Raw genomic sequence first — 20,149 nt, 5'->3', positions numbered from 1 at the left:
GCTTCTTCGTCTGTAAATTATCTATCGACAGCATCTAAGGGAATCCTATGACCACTATTGACTGGCACCAGCGTGCCAAAGACACCATATTTTCTATTCGTAACATGATTAACGGCGATCTGGTTGAGCCGCAGGGCGATACACTGATTAGCAAATTCGCCGCCTATAACGGCTCACTGCTCTATGAATTTGGCGAAGGAACTGCTGCTGAAGTTGACCGCGCCGTGGCGGCGGCACGGGCTGCTTTTGAAGATGGCCGCTGGCGGAATAAAACCGTGGATGAACGGGTATCCCTATTAAATAAATGGACCGATTTAGTTGAAGCTAACCGAGAAGAATTTGCGTTACTCGAATCACTGGATGTAGGTAAGCCCATAAGTGCTGCACTGGTTGATGATATTAGTCGCTGCCTATGGCCGTTGCGAACGGCGGCGTCAGGGTTAAGCAATTTACTGCTTCCCAGTGGTGTTAGCGGCAACGATACCGCCTACCAGTTTCGTAAACCGATTGGTGTAGTAGGGGCTATTGTTGGTTGGAACTATCCCCTGGCATTGGCCGCCAGTAAAGCTGGCCCAGCGCTAGCCATGGGTAATACTCTGGTGCTTAAACCTTCAGAGTTCACCTCACTCTCCGCCAGCCGTCTGGCCGAACTGGCACTGGAAGCTGGTATACCACCGGGCGTATTTAACGTAGTCCACGGTGCCGGTGCCACCGTCGGTGCCGCCCTATCAGCCCATAACGATGTGGATATGCTGACCTTTACCGGCAGCAGCGCCACCGGCAAAGCCATTATGGTAGCGGCGGGGCAGTCCAATATGAAACGGGTGCATCTGGAATGTGGTGGCAAGTCTGCCAATATAATTTTTGAAGACTGCCTGCCGGATTTGGACTTGGTTGCCCAGTCAGTAGTGGATATGGCCTTCCCCAATCAGGGCGCTTTATGCATTACCGGCTCCCGCTTACTGGTGCAAGACAGTATCAAAGCGCCACTTATGGAAAAAGTGATTGCCCTGAGTCAGGCCATTACCCCCACCGACCCACTTAACCCCGACTGCACCTTTGGCGCCATTATGAACGAAGCCCATATGCATAAAGTACTGGGCTATATCGATAGTGGCCATCAAGAGGGTGCCCGTTTATTGTGCGGTGGCCATCGCGTTAATCAAAGCTCCGGTGGCTTTTATATTGAGCCCACTATTTTTGATCAGGTGGCCCCGGCGCATTGTATTGCCCGTGAAGAAATATTTGGGCCGGTGCTATCGGTGTTTAGTTTTGAGCAAGAAGAAGAAGCCGTGGCCATCGCCAATAATAGCCGCTTTGCTTTGGCCGCCCATGTTAGTACCCGTGACCTTGGCCGCGCGCATCGTATGGGCCAGCAACTGGATGCGGGCGTGGTATTAATTTCGGGCAGCACCCAGCCCATATCAGGCTTTGTTGACCTTGGCTCAGAGCCGCAAAAAGAATCTGGTATGGGGTTTGAAGGTGGGCGCAAAGGCTTGGAAGCTTATAGCGTTGCCTCTGCTGTGCATATGTTTTGTTAATTAAATCGTTTAACCCATTAGCGAGAATAGAACAATGTACGATTGTATCACCAGTAATTTACAAGGCTTCGCCGAAGCCTTTATAGAAAAACATAATATCCCCGCCATCTCCATTGCCACCTGGCAAGATGGCCAACTGCAAACCGCCGCCGCCGGCTGTTTAAATTTATCCACCGGCGTTAGCGCCACCACCGATAGTATTTTTCAGATTGGTTCTATCACCAAAGTGATGACCGCTTGTCTGGTGATGCAATTAGTGGATGAGGGCAGGGTAGAGTTGGATGCACCGGTCAAACAGTATCTGCACGATTTTATGATTGCCGATGCCCAGGCCACAGAAAGCATTACCGTCCGCCAATTGTTAAACCATACCAGTGGTATGGCCGGGGATTATTTTCCCAACGACTATGGCCATGAGGGTAATTTAATTGCCCGCTATGTTGACCGTTGTAGCCTGCTGCCTTTAGTGCATCCAGTCGGTGAAATGTTTTCCTATTCCAATGCGGCCTTTTGTGTTGCGGGCCGACTGATTGAAGTGGTGCGCGGCATTAGCTGGTATCAGGCTATGTCGGATTATTTGTTTAAACCCTTGGGTATGCAGCATGCCATAGCACACCCCTCCGATGTACTGCGCTACCGCTGTGCCATGGGGCATATCTTTGATGGCAGCAATACCGACCGTTGGGTATTACCTAAAAAAACCTATTTAACACTGGGTCAGGCACCCGTCGGCTCAACCCCTGCCATGACACCGGAAAACCTGATCCGCTTTGCTCGTGGGCATTTGGAAGGCGGGCTTAATGAACAGGGCGAACGATGGTTATCGGCTGACTCCGTTCAGCAAATGCAACAGTCACAGATAGAATTACCTAAAGCCTCAATGATTCACGATAGCCATTGGGGCCTGGGTTGGGGGATGGGTCATTATACCAACGGGGATATATGGTCGGTGGGTCACTCCGGTGCCACCAATGGGTTTCTATCGCAGCTATTAATGCTACCCGCAGACAATAAAGCCTTGGCTTTTTGTATTAATGGCTGCCGCCCATCGGCTTATCAGGCATTGAATACCGAATTAAACCGAGCCGTTTTTAATCTGGACCTTACCCAACCTGAACCCGACAGCACCTCCACTCTGGATAAACTGGAGTTGATTACCGGCCAGTATGAATCCATGGATACCCATATCACTGTTGTGCGTGAACAGGAACAATTAAAAGCCACGATAGTTTATAAAGTCGATCCGCTGCCACCATTACAGGCCGACCTGCGCCATGTCAAAGACGGCTGCTTTGCCGTTTATTCCGCCGCAGGGCATCGCTGCCCCAATATGGTTTTTCTAAAACCAGGCGAACAGGGCGTGCCGCAGTATCTATTTAATGGCGCCCGGCAAAACCCCAGAGTGGCCAATAGCTAAGGTGTTTTTATGTCAGCCCAAAAACGTTTATATATTTCCGCCGATATAGAAGGCACCGCTGGCGTTGTCAGCGGTGAACAACTAACTCCCAAAGGTTTTGAGTACCAACAAGCCCGCGAATGGATGACCGCCGAAGTCGTGGCCGCCTGCAATGCAGCGTTTGAATGGGGGATTGACGAAGTGGTTGTCAGTGATTCCCACAACAATGGCCAGAACCTGCTGCTGGACAAAATGCCCAACAACGTACAAGTAGTGCGCTCATGGCCCAGACCCTTATGTATGATGGAAGGCATCGATATTGGTGACTATCTGGGTGCCCTGCTAATTGGCTACCACAGCGGTGGCAGCAGTGTAGACGGTGTACTGGCCCATACCCTGCACGGCGGTGCCATTGCCGAAGTGCGCCTGAATAACCAGGTCGCCTCAGAAACCGTTATCAGCGCCGCCACCGCCGCACACTTTAATGTGCCGGTGATTATGGCCTCCGGCGACGACAGCTATAGCCGCCATGTACAAACCGTTTTGCCCGACGCAGAAACCGTCATCACCAAATGGGCCCACTCCGCCACCAGTGCCCGCATGCTATTACCCCGTCAGGTCGAACAACATATTGCCGAGGCCACCGTTAAAGCACTTACCCGGCGGGATACCATCAAACCCACCCCGGTTAAATACCCCGTTACCGTAGATATTCGCTGCCTGCGCCGCACTGGTGCTGAACTGTGCAGCTATTTACCGATGATAGAACGGGTGGACTCCCACACCATCCGTTTTGTCGGTAAAGATATGGTGGAGGTTTCCAAGGTGTTGCAGTTTTTAACAGCCAGTGGCGCGTTAACACCTTGAGCATAAATAGGTTTAAAACAAACCCTGATGAATAAATACTTAAACAGCATACTGGCAGCAAGTACTTTAATAGTCGCCCCTTTGCTACCAGCCCAACCACAGGACAGCGGAGCTATCTTATCGGCCAAGGCGTCACTAACCACGCTGGGCTCCACAATAGAGGTAGAGGGCTACCACAGCGATAACCCCCCAAAAGCCCTTTACCCCACCGTACGGCTGGAACAATCCGTGCGCATTCCCATGCGCGACGGTGTGCGGCTGGCAACCGATTTTTATTTTCCGCAGGGCGAGAAAAAAAAGCGGCCGATAATTTTAATTCGCTTTGCCTATAACAAAAACCATTACCGCAAAACACACTCCATCGCCTATTTTTTTGCCGCACAAGGTTATGTTGTGGCAGTGCAGGATATCCGTGGCAAATTTGAATCAGAAGGGCGCTACCGGATCTCCGCCGATGACCGCGATGACGGCTACGACACCCTAAACTGGTTAGCCAGCCAGCCCTGGGCCAGCGGAAAAATAGGCACCTTTGGCTGCTCCTATAGCGGTGAAAACCAAATGCAACTGGCGGCCACCCGCCACCCCAACCACACCACCGCCATAGCCGAATCCGCCGGTGGCGCCTATCTGGGCACCTACCGTCCCTTTATGTACCGGGAGGGTGGGGTGCCGGAATTAGCCAATAGTCTGGGCTGGTTTTGGGGTGCGGGTAATCAATACCCACTGCAACTCCCCGCCGCATTGACCGATTCACAGTTTCAACAGTTCGCCGGTTTTTATACCACCGCCCCAACACTGCCAGCGTTGGATATCAACAAAGCCGTATGGACCTTGCCGGTTATTGATAGCTTAAGAGCCAACGGCAACCCCTTGCCCAATGAATACGATAACTATATCGCACAGCCACCCGCTGCCCCCTATTGGGACAGCCTAAACTACGTCACCGACCAGGACCGTTTTAATATACCCGCTCTACATATTAATTCCTGGTACGACGGCTCCGCCAACGAAACCCTAAAATTATTTAACCTGTTCCGTCGTCAAAGCGACACCGCCACGGCCCGGGATAATCAGTTTGTGATTATTTCACCCACCACCCACTGCGGCTCAGCGGCGGCCGGCCCGGATTACCAAGTGGCAGGGCTACAACTGGGTGACCCGTCCAAAGATTATCTGGCGCTTTATCTGCGCTGGTTTAACTACTGGTTAAAAGGCGAAGATAACGCCGTACTGACAATGCCCCGGGTTAGCTACTACTTAATGGGCGCCAACCAATGGGCAGAAGCCACCAGCTGGCCCTTGGCAAAAACCCATTACCAGCCGTATTTTTTGACCAGCCAGGGCGCTGCCAACCGCGGCGATAACCATGGCCAACTGATCGACTCCCCGGCAGAACAAACCGGGCAGGATAACTACCGTTACGACCCCGCCGACCCGGTGCCTTCCAGTGGCGGCTTTTATGCACTGGAACCTTGCCCCAGCGGCGACTGCGATAAACCGCCAAGCCAAACACGGCAGGATGTGCTGGTCTATCACTCGGCACCCCTAAACCATCAGCTGGATATCGTCGGTGAAATCAGTGCCGAACTCTATATCGCCTCATCCGCCAAAGACACCGACTTTACCGTCAGGCTTTTGGACCAACACCCCGATGGCCGTGCCTATCTGATACAAGAAGGCATCTTGCGCGCCCGTTACTGGCAGGGCTTTGATCGGCCGCAAAGCCTGCAAGCAGAGCGCATCTACCAACTATCACTCAGCCTGCATGCCACCGCCTACCGTTTTCACCGCGGCCATACAATCCGGGTTGAAGTTTCCAGCAGTAATTTCCCGCGCTATAGCCGCAACCTCAATACCGGTGGCCGTAACTACGACGAAGTGCAGGGGGTAGTGGCCAACAATACGCTATACCACGGGCAGCCATACCCCTCCCATATCACCCTCCCGGTGATCAAACCCCAGGTGAACCAAGATGACTAAGCCCGCCGATAAAACCCTAAAACGCAGCCTCAACCAACTGGAAACACTGGCCATGGCCTTTGGTGCCATGGTGGGCTGGGGCTGGGTAGCACTGGCCGGTGGCTGGGTGGGGGCGGCCGGAATCGGCGGCTCAGTGTCGGCCTTTATCGTCGGCGGTGTAATGATGATAGTGATCGGCCTGACCTACGCCGAACTGGCCTCAGCCATGCCACTGGTAGGCGGTGAACATGTCTATAGCCACCGCGCACTGGGGGCCGGTTGGGCCTTTGTCTGCACCTGGTCCATTGCCCTGGCCTATATCAGCGTCTCGGCCTTTGAAGCCGTGGCCCTGCCAACCGTACTGGCGCAGCTAATTCCCGCTATCAACGCACACAAACTCTGGTCCGTCGCAGGCTACGATGTTTACCTTAACTGGGTACTGGTAGGCATAGCCGCCTCAGTGGCGGTGACCTGGGTCAATATAATGGGCATCAAAACCGCGGCAAAAATGCAGCTACTAGTCACGCTGATCTTACTACTGGCCGGTGCTTTACTGCTGACCGGAGCGTCGCTTAACCCCCAGACAAACCCCATGCCAGCGCTATTTAAAAACGACCTAAGCGGCTTTCTCTGGGTACTGAGCGTAGTGCCCTTTCTATTTGTGGGCTTTGATGTAATACCGCAAATGGCGGAAGAAATTAACCTGCCCCAGCGCAAAATCGGGCTGCTGATAATCGTCGCGGTACTGATGGCCATTGCCTGGTATAGCCTGATTTGTCTGGCGGTGGGGCTAGCCCTGCCCGCCAGCCAGTTGGCCACCGTTGAACTGGCCCCCGCCGCAGCGGCCAGCAGCGTATGGGGCACACCTCTGGCAGGGCAAGGGATTTTGCTGGCGGGTATCGCGGGTATCTTTACCAGCTGGAATGCCTTTTTAGTCGGGGGCTCACGGGCAATCTATGTGATGGCCAAAGCCGGGCAACTGCCCGCCGCGCTGGGCTGGCTACACCCCAAATACAACACCCCGGCCAATGCCATTTTACTGATCGGGGCGCTATGTTGCCTGGCCCCGTTTTTTGGCCGAACCATGCTGGTGTGGCTGGTGGATGCCGGCAGCTTTAGCGTGGTGATTGCCTACGGTCTGGTGGCCTTATCCTTCTTGGTATTACGCGCCCGCGAGCCCGATATGCCAAGGCCGTACCGAGTCTATGGCGGCCGGCTAATCGTTACTCTCTGCCATCGGTCTGGCTTGCCTGTACCTGCCCGGTGGCAGCGCTGCATTAGTCTGGCCCTATGAGTGGGTGATGGTCTTTGCTTGGGTGGTTTTGGGGGCGGTGTTATTTTTACTAAAACATTATCAAGGGCGAGCTTAACTATATGGCGGGCTTAACTAAGAGACGAGCTTAACTAAATGACGAGCTTAACTACATGAACAAAGAGAAGTTTATTCAAGGGCTATCTTGCTGCCTGCTGATATTACTCTTAGCGGGCAACAGCGCCGCCACGGCTGAGCGTCCCATCAAACTGCTCTTTATTGGCAATAGCCTGACCTACGGCAATAGCCTGCCAAGTATGCTGGAAGCCATGGCCAACAGCGATGGCACCAACAAAGTGCAGGTCAGTATGGTAACCATCGGCGGGGCAGCCCTGGCGCAACACTGGTTTGCGGGCAGGGCACTGGCGGCAATACAACAGGGCGGCTGGGACTACGTAATTTTACAGGAGTACAGTGCACTGGGCCCCACCATCGTCAATGGCAACGCCGTACTCGCCAACCCTGAAACCTTTTATGCCTTTGCCACCTTATTCCACAACGCCATTCAAAAAACCGGAGCGCAAACGGCGCTAATGCTCACCTGGGCCAGGCAGCAAAAAACCGGTGACCAAGCAGTACTTAACCATGCCTATGCACAACTGGCCACAGCGCTGGATGCCCAATTAATTCCGGTAGGGCCGGTCTGGCAGCAGGTTCGCCAACAAGCCCCCGGCCTGGCCTTATACCTTGATGATGGTTTACACCCGGCCGCCGCCGGCACTTATGTGGCGGCCAGCGTTCTATATGCGCACCTGCTGGGTGATAGTATCTTGGGGCAATCAGCAACAGTAATGGCCCCGCGCTTTGATCATACTGGCACCCACAAAAGCACTACCCCAAGGCCACTGGTCACCCTGGCCGACCATCACGCGGCACTGATTCAAACCCTGGCGGTCGATAGCGTTAACACACTGCCCGCATTACTACAGCACGCCTTAAAGCATCCACCACAACACCGGCAAGCCCCGGCCTTACCCTCTGGCGATAGCCCAAAGGCCAGTATCCTCGGGCAGTGGTCAGGGCAGCTAGCTTACTTTATGGCTCGGCCCGCCACGCTAACACTTAGCTTTTACCCACAGGGCAAACAGTGGTCCGTAAAACAGAAAATCGTTTTTAACAATGGCGACACCCTACAAGCCACTTACCCTGTAGCCTGGCAAGACAACGGCCATTTTTATTGGGGCGATAGCCTGACAGGCAGTTATTTTTATGGGGTTTTCCACAACAATAAACTAACCGGCCATATACACAGCTTTAGGTCAGCTTATCGCCAATCCGGTTCCCGGTTTGGGCGGTGGGCGTTGAGTAGCAACCACTCTTTATAAGTCACTGGGTAATGCGGCGCAGGATATAACGGCGGCCCATAAAACACTGCAACAAGCCCTAAAGGGGCAGTCGCTAACCAGTATGGATATCACTGGTTAAATAAAGCTATGGCTTATCTATTGATAGTCCTGATGTGAACGGCATATCACCAACAGGTGATTATATTGTCACGCCATCCCAAGTAGACACGGCCCCCGTTACGGTTCTTTTAGACTGCAAAGGCAATGCCCTCCAGACGATAGAAGCCATGAGAGACTATGGATGACAGCCTGCTTCAGCCTGTTATCTTTCAGCTATGTATAGGTGGGGTTTTTACCCACTTAAGTGTCTTATACCCTTATGGGGAAAATATATAAGCAAGCTCGCACATCCTTTACCTTAAATAACTTTACAGCCTCACAACAGGGCGCTGTCACGCGACTGGTGCCCAACGCCCCTGAATGCCACCATCTATTTGGCTATGAAAGCCAGGGCGCGGTTGACCCCAGTGAATTTTTTTACGATCTTCGACGTTTAGTCGCGCAGGGCGATATTTCCTCTGCGGTGCGTTTCTGCCTGCCTGACCACGAGGAAGAATTTCATTTTCTCTCAAACGGTTTTATTCTCCAGCTGTTTAGGGATGTCAGGCCGGCATTGATGCGGGGCAGTTATTATTCGGAGCAATGGATTTCACTGCGGGTTTTTATGCAGGGTAAACCCAAGGAGTCTTTTAATGAGTCCTTGCCCTTTGATTGCGCCGCTCAATGTACTTTTCTGAATTTTGGTCAGGGCCTGCGCTACACCTACGATATGGTTGACCTTGGAAATCACTCCAGCGTCCACCTGGTGTTTAAGCCAGAGCAGCTTGCACGGTTTGTGGCGCCGGCACACCGGCACTATATCCAGTTATTAGCCACCAATGCGGACGCCCATAAACTTCAAGACCATCTGCTGGTGGTGCCTTTAACCGCTGATATTTATCGTTTGGCCCGCGAAATTCTCGACCTGACAAGCGATAACCCGTTTTATCACTTCCATACAGAAAGCCGCAGCCTTGAGTTATTAACCCAGGCGATTCGTTCTCTGTATGTCGATAACCTGTCTAGCGTTGGCAGTGTGCGTTTAAATCAGCGGGATATCCAAAAACTGGAAGCGCTAAAGGCGCGTTTGCACAGCGACTATGCCGAATCATTTACATTGGACGACCTTAGCCGGTGGGTAGGTTTTAACCGGCGCAAGCTCACAGAGGGTTTTAAAGCCCTTTACGGTGTGACGGTGAACGAGTACTTGCTTAGCCAGCGAATGACTAACGCCCGTCTGTTATTGCGTGAAGGTGCAGCGGTGAGCGAAGTGTCTGAACAGGTTGGTTACACCGGTTCGAGCAGTTTTGGTAAGGCCTTTAAGCGGTATTTTGGTACCACCCCTAAAGAAAGTCGTCAGTTGTTATAGAAAGTAATATAGAAAGTATAGAAAGTGCCTGTCTGACGAGTTTAAGTGCCGATTGGAAGCGTTTTGGTTTTTTTAATCCTTTAATGTCCCCTTATAAAAATACCAGATAGCTAAACGACCAGTACAGCATGATTTTAAAAGCAAGTGGGAGGGGGATATGGTACTTACCATAAAGCAAGCGCCACATAAGGCAAAATACGCAAAATATATAGCAGCAACCTGTAGGCTGAGTGTGCTCACAGCAGCGTTGCTACCGCTGTTAGCATCGGCACAACAAGAACACTATGTACTTGAAGAAATAGTGATCACGGCGACTAAACGATCACAAAGCCTGCAAGACACCGCCTTAAGTGTTGCGGCTGTCGATAGCGAAACCATTGATAAACGCGGCCTGGTCGGGATGGATGATTACCTTCGCACGCTGCCGGGTTTAAACAGCCTCGACCGGGGCGCAGGGCGCAACACAATTATTATTCGGGGGGTATCAACCTCACCCCAGGCCACCGAGCTGCCCACCCCAACGGGTATTTATTATGGCGAAACCCCGTTAACCGATTTTGGTTCCTTTGGCGGGGGCAACCCGGATATTAAATTAGTCGATATTGACCGGGTCGAAATACTTCGGGGGCCGCAAGGCACCCTCTACGGCGACGGCTCACTGGGTGGCACCGTGCGAATTATTCCCAAGGCCCCTGAGCTCAATAGCCTGCATGGCAATGTGGCCGCGACCTATTCCAATACCGAGGAAAAAGGCGGTGACAATACCATGGCACAGGGCACGCTTAACCTGCCGCTGATTGAAGATAGGTTGGCCTTGCGTGCTACCGCCTATCAATATGATAACAGCGGTACTTATGAAAATATTGCGGCCAGTGATCCCGTAAAATCAACCAGTCTGGGCGCCACACTGGGTGCTGTTTTAGTCGACGAAGAAGATATCGGCAGCGATAAATACACCGGTGGTAGAGTCTCATTGCTGTGGCAGGCAAGTGATGACTTGAGTGTTAAAGCCAGTTACTTTACGCAGGATATTGAACAGGACGGCCTACCTGAGGAGTCGCTGCGGTTAAAACCCTTTCAGCAAGCACGCTTTGGTACCAGCCTGGGGAGCGAGTCGCTGGAACAGGACATCAATGTCACCAACCTTGAAGTGCTGTATGAGCTGACTTGGGGGGACTTGTTTGCATCTTCATCCTGGGTAGATACCGAATCACTGCAGGACCGCGATGTCGGCGTATTTTTTGCGGTGCCACTGGGTGGGGATACCCCCATTGCACTGGAAGATCGTCAGGGCAATGATGCTTTTATTCAAGAGCTGCGGTTTACGTCTAATTTTGATGGTGCCTTTCAAATGCTAGTGGGCGCCTTCTATCAGGATATCGATATTACCACCACGCAATTTGCTGCCTGGGCAGGCGACCCGGACAGTGATATTTTTGGCGGCGCGACCTTATTCACTTCCCATACTGAGGCGGGCTTGCAGCAGCAGGCCCTGTTTGGTGAATTTTCCTATGAGTTGTCAGAGCAGTTAAAAGCCACCTTTGGCTGGCGTTATTTCGATTATGAACGGGATGAAACGCGTATTACGGATGGTGTGTTTAATGGCAATGTCAGAATTGTTTCTAACCCTGAAAATCAAGAAGACGACACCACCCTCAAACTGAATATCAGCTATACCACCGATAATGACCAACTCTACTATGTGCAAGTGCAAGAGGGCTTTCGTTTAGGTCGCCCGCATATCGCGGTACCCAGCACTTGTGATGTAGATAACGATGGCCTGGTGGATAGCCTCGATACACCGATCCCTGACGTCATCGATTCCGATACATTGATCAGCTACGAATTGGGTTCCAAGTTCACCCTGATGGAGGGGCGCTTGGAGTTGAGGTCTGCCGCCTACTACATTAGCTGGGATGATATTCCCGTTTCCCGCAACCCGCCCTGTGCGTTCCTGATCACAGAAAATGCCGGTGAAGCAGAAATTAAAGGCGCAGAAATTGAAGGCACCTTCTTACTGAGTAGTCACTGGATTTTCACCTTTGGTACGGCTTATACCGATGCGGCGCTGGCGGAAGATACCCCCGGCCTTGGCAGCAGCGGTGACACTCTACCGGGCACCCCTGGCTTTACAGTCAATATGGGGTCTGAGTATGGCTTTAACCTGGCGACTTATGATGCGTATATTCGCGCCGACTGGGCCTATGTCGATGAGTATTACAACAACCTCAAAGAACAAGGGCCAGCGGCGGGGGACTACCACCAGTTGGATGCCAGCTTCGGGGTCACCATTGAGCAATTGGACCTGAAGCTTTTTGTTAACAACGTAACCGGCTCCGATGAACTCTTGTGGATCGATACACAGGTTGGGGATGGTCGGGTTCAGCGCCAGCGCCCTCGTACCCTGGGTATCAATATGCGATACAACTTTTAATGCGTTATTTGAGGGAACAGGATGTCAGTGCTAAGGCGATGGCAGTTGAGTTTTTGCGTGGCATTGTTGCTGCCTTTGGTTGCCTGCAATGAAAAGGCGCCTACTGCGGACATCAGCAACGCCAGCCCCCATTCTGCTTCGGCAACGCCCTTGGTTGACGCTAACCGTCTGCGCCAGGCAGGGCGTGAACCCGGTCAGTGGCTGACCTCAGGGCGTACCTTCAGGCAGCAACACTTCTCGCCATTAAAGCAGATCAACCGCCAAACGGTTCAGCGCCTCGGGCTGGCCTGGGAATACCCGGTTAATTATCGGGGCCGGGTCCAGCATGGCCTTGAGGCAACCCCGTTGGTTGTGGACGGGCTTATGTACACCTCAGGCCCCTGGGGCACGGTCTATGCGCTGGACGCCGCAACTGGCAAAGAACACTGGCGCTACGACCCCCCGGTTGACGGCAGCTGGGCCAGGCGTATCTGCTGTGGTGTGGTTAACCGCGGCGTGGCACTTTGGCAACGGCAGGTGTTTGTGGGGACACTGGATGGCTACCTGGTAGCACTGTCCGCGGATACTGGAAAAGAAATCTGGACAGTGGATACCTTTGTAAACCGGGACCGGCACTACAGTATAACCAGTGCCCCCTGGATTGCCGGAGACAAAGTGATTATTGGAAACTCCGGGGGAGAGCGGGGTGTCAGGGGGTATATCAGTGCCTACGACGTCCATAGCGGTGAACTGGCTTGGCGTTTTTACACTGTGCCGGGTGATCCAGCAAAGGGTATAGAACACCCTGAAATGGCCATGGCAGCCAAGACCTGGTCAGCGGACTCCAGCTGGCAAAGTGGGGGCGGGGGTACGGTATGGGGCCATATGGCCTACGACCCAACCTTAAACCTGCTGTATGTGGGGACCGGCAATGCCTCACCTTACCCCATCTGGTACCGAAGCCCCGGTGGCGGTGATAACCTCTTTTTAGCCTCCATTCTGGCGATTAACCCAGATACCGGTCGCTTAGTGTGGCATTACCAAACCACACCGGGAGAAATCTGGGATTACACCGCAACCCAGCATATGGTGCTGGCCGAGGTCGAGATCGATGGGCAGCTGCGGCAAGTATTAATGCAGGCCCCCAAAAATGGCTTCTTCTATATGCTGGATCGAGCCACCGGCGAGCTGCTCTCTGCCGAGCCCTATGTGCGCGTCAACTGGGCCAGCCATATTGATAAGGCAACAGGTCGCCCGGTATTAACGGGTCAGGGAAACTACCAACATAAGCCGAAAGTGGTTTTTCCCGGCTCACCCGGTGGCCATAACTGGATGCCTATGGCGATGAGCCCGGATACCGGTTTGGTCTATATCCCCGCCATCGACAACCCGGGTGTGTATATCAATAGCCCGCAATACCAGTTTAACCCCTCGGGATTTAATACCGGCTCTATACAGTACCTGCCTTATTGGCCGCCGGTGCCCGAGCCATTCCACCAGCTGGTAGAGGGGGGGATTAAAGTGCAGGAATACCTAAAAGCCTGGGACCCTGTTAACCAAAAGCTGGTTTGGCAGCAGCCGTTAAAAGGGGGAATGAACGGCGGTGTCCTTGCTACCGCCGGGGGCTTGGTTATACAGGGTACCGCCACCGGTGAGCTGCGTTTTTATGAAGCCAATAGCGGGGCAATCCTGAAAACCATCACCATTGGTACTGGCATTATGGCTGCCCCCATGAGCTTTGCTATTCAAGGTGAGCAATATATTGCAGTAATGGCTGGCTATGGTGGAGCAATGTCCCGGGCCTTTCCCGAAGGAGCCGCGGCCTACCACTACCAGAACCAGGGGCGCCTGCTGGTGTTTAAATTGGATGGCGGTTCAGTCTCCCTGCCACCGCCGGTAACGCCACTAGAGATACCCCCCCTGCCGGAAAAATGGCCGGGCTTTGAGCAGGCCGATATTCAACAGGGCCAGGCATTATTCGGGCAGTACTGTGTCGCCTGTCACGGGGCCAATGGCCAGGTGCGCTCCGCCTATCCCAACCTCTATACCCTGCAGCCAGCTATACATGCCCTGTTTGAAAACATTGTGCTGGAGGGGCTATTCAGTGCCGGTGGTATGGCCGCGTTTAATGATGTCCTGAGCGCCACCGATGTGCGCAATATTCAGGCCTACTTGATAACCGAGCAGCAAAAACTGCTGCAGGGGGCAACACTTGAACAACTGCTTTCGCCGCACTAATCATCTTCAGGGCCTGCACAATATTGCCGGGCTCAGGGATAGAGCCAGGGCTAAACTCCCAGCCCCCATCTTTGATTATCTGGAGGGAGGCGCCGACGATGAGTGGAGTTTACGTCGCAATACCAAAGCCTTTGATGATTACGCCTTATTACCCAGCCAGCTCAACAATGTCGATAGACTGGATATAAAAACGGACCTGCTGGGCACCACACTGCAGCTGCCGTTTTTTTTATCACCGACGGGCATGTCCCGCCTGTTTCACCACCATAAAGAACTGGGTGTATGCCGTGCCGCCGATCGTTTTGGCACCCTCTATAGCTTATCTACCATGGCCACCACTCGTCTGGAAGATGTGGCTGCTGCCACCGCCGGCCCCAAAATGTTTCAGATTTATATGCTGAAAGACCGTGAATTGACCCGGGAATTTGTGCAGCGCTGTCAGGCCAGCCATTACCAGGCCCTGTGTTTAACCGTTGATACCGCCGTAGCTGGCAACCGTGAAAGAGACCGGGTAAACGGCATGACTATGCCGCCCAAAATCCGTTTTAAACAGGCCTTGAGCTATGCCGGTTGCTTCTCCTGGTTATGGCACCTGCTGCGTCAGCCCGATATAAAACTGGTCAATGTGGCTCATCGAGAAGATGCGCTGGGCAAAGGGGCAATGGGTTTAATTGACTACGTTAACAGCCAATTTGATCGCACCGTTACCTGGGACGATGTTGCCTGGTTGGTGCAGCAGTGGGGAGGCCCTTTTGTGATCAAGGGCATTCAGTCCCCGGAAGATGCCAAGCGAGCGGTTCAGGTGGGGGCTACAGCCGTGATGATATCCAACCATGGTGGCCGGCAATTGGACGGGACGCCCGCCCCGGTAGATTGTATTGCGCCGATACGACAGGCGGTGGGTGATCAGCTGGAGTTAATCGTTGATGGCGGTATTCGGCGAGGGTCCCATATTGTCAAAGCCTTGGCTTTGGGGGCCAATGCTTGCGCCATTGGCCGGCCCTACCTCTATGGTTTGGCGGCCGGTGGCCAGGCCGGGGTTGAAAAGTCTCTGTATATATTGCAGCAGGAACTGGCATGCACGATGAGATTATTGGGTGTGAGCAGGGTTAATGATATTCAATACAAACACCTAATGAAGCAATAACCAATATAAAAAACAGCATAAAAGCTCAGTCACCCGATTAACCCCAAAAGAGGGCCGAAAAGAGGGCTGACACCGCCAGCAAAAAATAATCAAAATACATAGGGGGGTAAACGCCCCCTAAAGGGTTCTATACTACAGGGAGCCACTGCCAGCATCCCCCGTGGTGCGGTGGCGGCGAAGCACATGCGCATAGATTGGCGCATTAGTTGGCGGAGTAGTCATAGTGGCAAAGCCCGATAACAATAAAACATCGTCCATATTATCCAGCGTCTACAGTGCTTTTTTAGGCAGTGAGTCGGCGCTGCGGCGCTATCTGGGCCGGTTTTTATACCGGCAGGAAGATATCGACGATATGGTGCAGGAAACTTTTCTGCGGGCCTACCGGGCCACCCGTCAGCGGGATATTGAATTTCCCAAGGCCTACCTGTTCCGTGTTGCCAAATCCGTGGCCATGCGCGAACTGGGCAGAAAAGCCCACCAAATGACCGACTACCTCGAAGAGGCCGCCGCCGAAGAAGCTCCCCAGCCCGGCTCGCTGGAAGAACACCTGCAAGCCGAACAGACAATCCAACTCTACTGCAACGCCATTGCCGAACTGCCACCCCAGTGCCGGCGGGTATTTTTAATGCGCAAATACCAGGCCCTGTCCCATAAAGAAATTGCCCGGGAGCTAAATATCTCCGTGGGCGCAGTAGAAAAACAAGTGACCTTAGGTATCAGACGATGTATGACCTATATGGAAAAACAGGAAGCCGCCGCAGACAGCAGCCTGCCGCCGGCACATCAGGAGCATAGCCATGACTGACTATAACAAGGGCGAACCCCCCACAGCAGCCACCGTGGTGGACTTCCCCGATGCCGAGTCACTGCCCGACCAGGCCGCCAAATGGGTAGCCCGGCTCGATGCCGACCAGCCCAGCGCCGCCACCAAGCGTGAATTTAAACACTGGCTGCAACAAAGCCCCGAACACCGCCGCGAATTTGAAAAGCACCTGGCCCTGTGGGGCGATATGAATATACTGGCCACCATGGTGCCCCCCGCCCGGCAACAGGCACAACAAACAACACGCTCACCGCGCCGCTGGTTAACACCGGCCCCCGTAGCTTTTGCGATGGGCCTGCTATTAGTTATCCTGCTGCAATTTAACACCTCACCCAACCACTACCGCACGGAGATCGGTGAACAGCAACAGGTTGAACTCGATGATGGTACGATGGTACTACTCAATACCAATACCGAACTACGGGTGGCTTATACCGACCAGCGCCGCACCATTTACCTTAGCAAGGGCGAAGCGCATTTTGAGGTGGCCCATAATCCCGAACGCCCCTTTGAAGTCCATGCCGGGCAGGGCAAAGTCAGGGCGGTGGGCACAGCCTTTACCGTCTATCTAAAAAGCGATGATGTGGAAGTAGTCGTCACCGAAGGGGAAATTGCAATTCTGCCTGCGGCTACAGCTACAACCACAACGACAACCACAGCCAGCAAGCCAACCACACTGGCACAAAACCAAACACCAGAACCCAACACATCGGCGGCACCAGTCACCGCCCGAGTCAAAGCCGGTGGCGTGGCCACCTATGACCGCCATACCGCCGAGCATGTCATGCTGGAGGCCTTGGGTGATGAGGAACATAAACTGTCCTGGCGTGAGGGGATGTTGGTTTTTCGCAGTGAACCCTTGTCGCGGGTGATAGCAGAAGTCAATCGTTATACACCCTTAAATATTATTATTCCCGACCCCGCCGTACGCGCCATTAAAGTCGGTGGCTTTTTTAAAGTCAGCGAAATTGATTCGGTATTTGATGCGCTGGAAAAGGGTTTTGATATCCGCGCGGAATATATTTCAGAGGATGTGGTTTACCTTGTTCACCGCGCCCCTTAAAAAATTACAAAAAAATTACACCCGCCACGTCGGGTTTTTTACCCCTGCCTGCTTTCTATATACACGACCGGCAAGAAACACAGCACACCGTGTAGCCAGTCAGCTTGCAGGAGTGATAATGCTTTGCTGGATACTCAGCGCCGCGGCCAGTCAACCGGCCCGCCCGCGCCCACCTATCCACTGGCATTGCCCGCACAGGTGGTCTACGAGGCACTGAATAGCCTCGCCACCACCACCGGGCACAGTTTACTGGTGTCTTCCACGCTTGCTGAAAACCTAACGTCCTCTGCCGTACACGGTACATACACCGTTGAGGGCGCCCTGCAGATATTACTGCAAGGCACAGGTCTTTCCGGTCGTTTAACGGACCACGGGGTAATTGTAGTGCGCTACCCCAGGGTCTCGATAAATACCATTAATGGGGAAGAGACGATGAACAGTAAGAAACAATTATTGGCAGCAACGGTTGGGTTTTTGATGGGGGCAGGGGGTGCTTCGCAGAGTGTGATGGCGCAGGAGAGTAGTGAAGATAATCAGGGATGGGTGTTGGAAGAAATTGTGGTTACGGCGCAGAAGCGGGAACAGAATTTGATGGATGTGCCGATTAGTGTGGTGGCGTTGACTGGGGAGGCTATTGAGGCTCGGGGGATTCAGAACGGCGAAGATCTAACTTATTTTGTCCCTAATCTGTCTGCGTTTTCACCTGGGCCCGGAGTGACAAGTTATTATATGAGAGGTATTGGTAGTAGCAATATACCGTTTGCTACAGTAGGTACCTACTTTGATGAGGTTCCTATATCGGTGGCGATCAATGAACCTGATATCCGAACGACTGATTTGGAGCGTGTGGAGGTGTTGCGCGGCCCTCAGGGTACTTTATTTGGGCAGGGTTCTGTGGGCGGTACGATTCGTTTTATCACTAAGAACCCTGAATTTAATAGTGTTGGCGGTCATTTGGGGGTGTCTGCTTATCACACAAAAGAGGGTGGCACCAGTGAAGAGCTAACAGGTGTGCTGAATATCCCTGTTGTGGACGATACCTTGGCATTTCGTATTGCCAGTACCTATGAAAATAAGGCTGGCTGGATCGATAAGATAGATCGGGATGGGGCCGTTATTAAGGAGGATATTAATGATAATGAAGGCTCTAATATTCGCATCAAAGGATTATGGCAGGCAACGGATAATCTGGCGATTACGGCCATGGTAGTCCGGCACCGGCTTAATGCTGGGGGGCCGAATATTGTTAGCAGTGGCGGGCGAGCCCCGCAACCAGAGAGTCTTATACGATCAGCGGCAGACCCGTATTTACCTTTTGGGTTTACTGATGAGCATGATATTTATAATGTCACAGCCACTTATGACTTCGGCAATGCAGTGCTTACTGCGGTGGCATCTAGTGTAGAAACTTCAAATCTAAGGGCAAACTTTCCAGTCTTTCTCACCGTAGACCAAGGCTTGCCGGTAGCTGATGAAAATGTAGTTGAATTTAATACGATAGATTTTTTGCAAGAAACAGAGGTGACCTCGCAAGAAATTCGTTTAAGCAGTGCTGCTGATAGCGACAGTGCATGGGAGTGGATAGTCGGTGTTTTTTTGGCAGAATCTGAACTGAGCCAAGAAGATGCAGGTGGTTTAGCTTTCGATGCTGCCGGTGTTTTTTTTCCTGATAACCCTGGGGAGTTGATTGCTACTCCCGCAACGCCACCCACAGTTAACAAATCAGACTCAGGAGCCTTTTTCGGTAATATCTCTTATGCCTTTACTGACCAATGGACCATCGGTATTGGGACAAGGGTGTTTAAGGACGACCGCAGTATTTTTACCGCAGCTGATGGTCTGACGCTCGACGATGATTTTGATAATGTTAGCTCCAAAATTCATCTGTCCTATGCGGCTACGGATAATGCGAATATCTACTTTAGTGCGTCTGAAGGCTTTCGAAGTGGTGGTCTTAACCCCCCAGTAACACGATAGATGGTGGTGTTAAATCCTATGATCCAGAGGAGTTACTGACCTATGAGCTGGGCGCAAAGGCGGTTTGGTTAGAGGGCACCCTCAGTACAGAGGTGGCGATTTATCACAGTGAGTTTACTAATTTTGTTGAATCGATTTTTGACCCCATGTCAAATTTGGCCTCATTACAAAACGCTGGTGAAGCTGAAGTGCAAGGTATCGAATGGGAGGTTCGATGGGCGACCAGTGAGCAGCTCACTCTTGGGTTTAATGGTAATATAAGTGATTCTGAATTTACGTCCCTGAGCCCGGGTGTGAGCGGAAAAATTGTAGGGGATCCGATGGATAATGTACCGGAGTATAATTATTCATTAACAGCCGACTATCAATTTGATTGGTCTAAGTCTTTGCCCGGTTTTGCCCGGCTTGATTATAATGTGCAGGGTCCCACTACAACTACGCTTCGAGGTTTTGGACTTCTTCCTGAAACTGATGATTCTGAAGTATTAACCATTCTCAATGGACAGCTTGGTCTTCAGTGGGCGTCTTTCACGTTTAAGTTGTTTGGCGAAAATCTGCTGGATGAGACGGATTCTACTATTTCTACTGCCGTTACGAGTAGATACACCCAGCGTCCTCGTCGTTCCTTTGGTATTAAATTGGATTATGATTTTTAGTTA

General features: G+C 52.4%; 14 protein-coding genes. All 14 read left to right on the top strand.

What is annotated here, in order from left to right:
• Positions 1 to 47 precede the first annotated feature (47 nt).
• The 14 genes from BST96_RS06545 (at position 48) to BST96_RS21230 (ending at position 20,146) form a co-directional block, all read left to right on the top strand.
• The gene (locus BST96_RS06545; protein WP_085757922.1) at positions 48 to 1,541 is read left to right on the top strand and encodes an aldehyde dehydrogenase family protein; all 1,494 of its coding nucleotides are present in this window, start codon (positions 48 to 50) and stop codon (positions 1,539 to 1,541) included.
• A gap of 34 nt (positions 1,542 to 1,575) precedes the next feature.
• Positions 1,576 to 2,958 (top strand): serine hydrolase domain-containing protein, encoded by a 1,383-nt coding sequence (locus BST96_RS06540; RefSeq protein WP_085757921.1) that lies wholly within the window; start codon positions 1,576 to 1,578, stop codon positions 2,956 to 2,958.
• A gap of 9 nt (positions 2,959 to 2,967) precedes the next feature.
• Positions 2,968 to 3,804: a M55 family metallopeptidase gene (locus tag BST96_RS06535; RefSeq protein WP_085757920.1), complete on the top strand. Its 837-nt coding sequence runs from the start codon at positions 2,968 to 2,970 to the stop codon at positions 3,802 to 3,804.
• Between the two features lie 27 nt (positions 3,805 to 3,831).
• The gene (locus tag BST96_RS06530; protein ID WP_085757919.1) at positions 3,832 to 5,784 is read left to right on the top strand and encodes a CocE/NonD family hydrolase; all 1,953 of its coding nucleotides are present in this window, start codon (positions 3,832 to 3,834) and stop codon (positions 5,782 to 5,784) included.
• Positions 5,777 to 7,057, top strand: a complete 1,281-nt coding sequence (locus BST96_RS06525) for an APC family permease (RefSeq protein ID WP_206045416.1) — start codon at positions 5,777 to 5,779, stop codon at positions 7,055 to 7,057. The genes BST96_RS06530 and BST96_RS06525 overlap by 8 nt, the downstream gene beginning before the upstream one ends.
• 131 nt (positions 7,058 to 7,188) lie before the next feature.
• The gene (locus tag BST96_RS06520; RefSeq protein ID WP_085757918.1) at positions 7,189 to 8,400 is read left to right on the top strand and encodes an SGNH/GDSL hydrolase family protein; all 1,212 of its coding nucleotides are present in this window, start codon (positions 7,189 to 7,191) and stop codon (positions 8,398 to 8,400) included.
• 340 nt (positions 8,401 to 8,740) lie between these two features.
• Positions 8,741 to 9,829 (top strand): helix-turn-helix transcriptional regulator, encoded by a 1,089-nt coding sequence (locus BST96_RS06515; RefSeq protein WP_085757917.1) that lies wholly within the window; start codon positions 8,741 to 8,743, stop codon positions 9,827 to 9,829.
• A gap of 157 nt (positions 9,830 to 9,986) precedes the next feature.
• The gene (locus BST96_RS06510) at positions 9,987 to 12,263 is read left to right on the top strand and encodes a TonB-dependent receptor (RefSeq protein ID WP_085757916.1); all 2,277 of its coding nucleotides are present in this window, start codon (positions 9,987 to 9,989) and stop codon (positions 12,261 to 12,263) included.
• Between the two features lie 45 nt (positions 12,264 to 12,308).
• Entirely contained in the window at positions 12,309 to 14,480 is a 2,172-nt protein-coding gene (locus tag BST96_RS06505) for a PQQ-dependent dehydrogenase, methanol/ethanol family (protein ID WP_169713933.1), read from the top strand.
• Positions 14,455 to 15,627, top strand: a complete 1,173-nt coding sequence (locus BST96_RS06500) for an alpha-hydroxy acid oxidase (RefSeq protein ID WP_240554910.1) — start codon at positions 14,455 to 14,457, stop codon at positions 15,625 to 15,627. Before BST96_RS06505 ends, BST96_RS06500 begins: the two co-directional genes overlap by 26 nt.
• A gap of 223 nt (positions 15,628 to 15,850) precedes the next feature.
• Positions 15,851 to 16,432, top strand: a complete 582-nt coding sequence (locus tag BST96_RS06495; RefSeq protein WP_169713932.1) for an RNA polymerase sigma factor — start codon at positions 15,851 to 15,853, stop codon at positions 16,430 to 16,432.
• On the top strand, positions 16,425 to 17,513 hold the full coding sequence (locus tag BST96_RS06490) for a FecR family protein (protein ID WP_085757913.1): 1,089 nt from the start codon (positions 16,425 to 16,427) through the stop codon (positions 17,511 to 17,513). The genes BST96_RS06495 and BST96_RS06490 overlap by 8 nt, the downstream gene beginning before the upstream one ends.
• A 123-nt stretch (positions 17,514 to 17,636) precedes the next feature.
• Positions 17,637 to 19,490, top strand: coding sequence for a TonB-dependent receptor (locus tag BST96_RS06485; RefSeq protein ID WP_085757912.1), 1,854 nt, complete (start codon positions 17,637 to 17,639; stop codon positions 19,488 to 19,490).
• The gene (locus tag BST96_RS21230; RefSeq protein ID WP_085757911.1) at positions 19,487 to 20,146 is read left to right on the top strand and encodes a TonB-dependent receptor domain-containing protein; all 660 of its coding nucleotides are present in this window, start codon (positions 19,487 to 19,489) and stop codon (positions 20,144 to 20,146) included. Before BST96_RS06485 ends, BST96_RS21230 begins: the two co-directional genes overlap by 4 nt.
• Positions 20,147 to 20,149 lie beyond the last annotated feature (3 nt).

It is taken from the genome of Oceanicoccus sagamiensis, assembly GCF_002117105.1.
GTDB lineage: Bacteria > Pseudomonadota > Gammaproteobacteria > Pseudomonadales > Dasaniaceae > Oceanicoccus > Oceanicoccus sagamiensis.
The sequence above is the reverse complement of the archived record's forward strand: the minus strand, read 5'-3'. Positions and strand labels throughout refer to the sequence as shown.

Excerpts from the sequence above, each read along its gene's own strand:
- BST96_RS06545 (WP_085757922.1), top strand. The coding sequence starts at position 48 with ATGACCACTATTGACTGGCACCAGCGTGCCAAAGACACCATATTTTCT.
- BST96_RS06540 (WP_085757921.1), top strand. The coding sequence starts at position 1,576 with ATGTACGATTGTATCACCAGTAATTTACAAGGCTTCGCCGAAGCCTTT.
- BST96_RS06535 (WP_085757920.1), top strand. The coding sequence starts at position 2,968 with ATGTCAGCCCAAAAACGTTTATATATTTCCGCCGATATAGAAGGCACC.
- BST96_RS06530 (WP_085757919.1), top strand. The coding sequence starts at position 3,832 with ATGAATAAATACTTAAACAGCATACTGGCAGCAAGTACTTTAATAGTC.
- BST96_RS06525 (WP_206045416.1), top strand. The coding sequence starts at position 5,777 with ATGACTAAGCCCGCCGATAAAACCCTAAAACGCAGCCTCAACCAACTG.
- BST96_RS06520 (WP_085757918.1), top strand. The coding sequence starts at position 7,189 with ATGAACAAAGAGAAGTTTATTCAAGGGCTATCTTGCTGCCTGCTGATA.
- BST96_RS06515 (WP_085757917.1), top strand. The coding sequence starts at position 8,741 with ATGGGGAAAATATATAAGCAAGCTCGCACATCCTTTACCTTAAATAAC.
- BST96_RS06510 (WP_085757916.1), top strand. The coding sequence starts at position 9,987 with ATGGTACTTACCATAAAGCAAGCGCCACATAAGGCAAAATACGCAAAA.
- BST96_RS06490 (WP_085757913.1), top strand. The coding sequence starts at position 16,425 with ATGACTGACTATAACAAGGGCGAACCCCCCACAGCAGCCACCGTGGTG.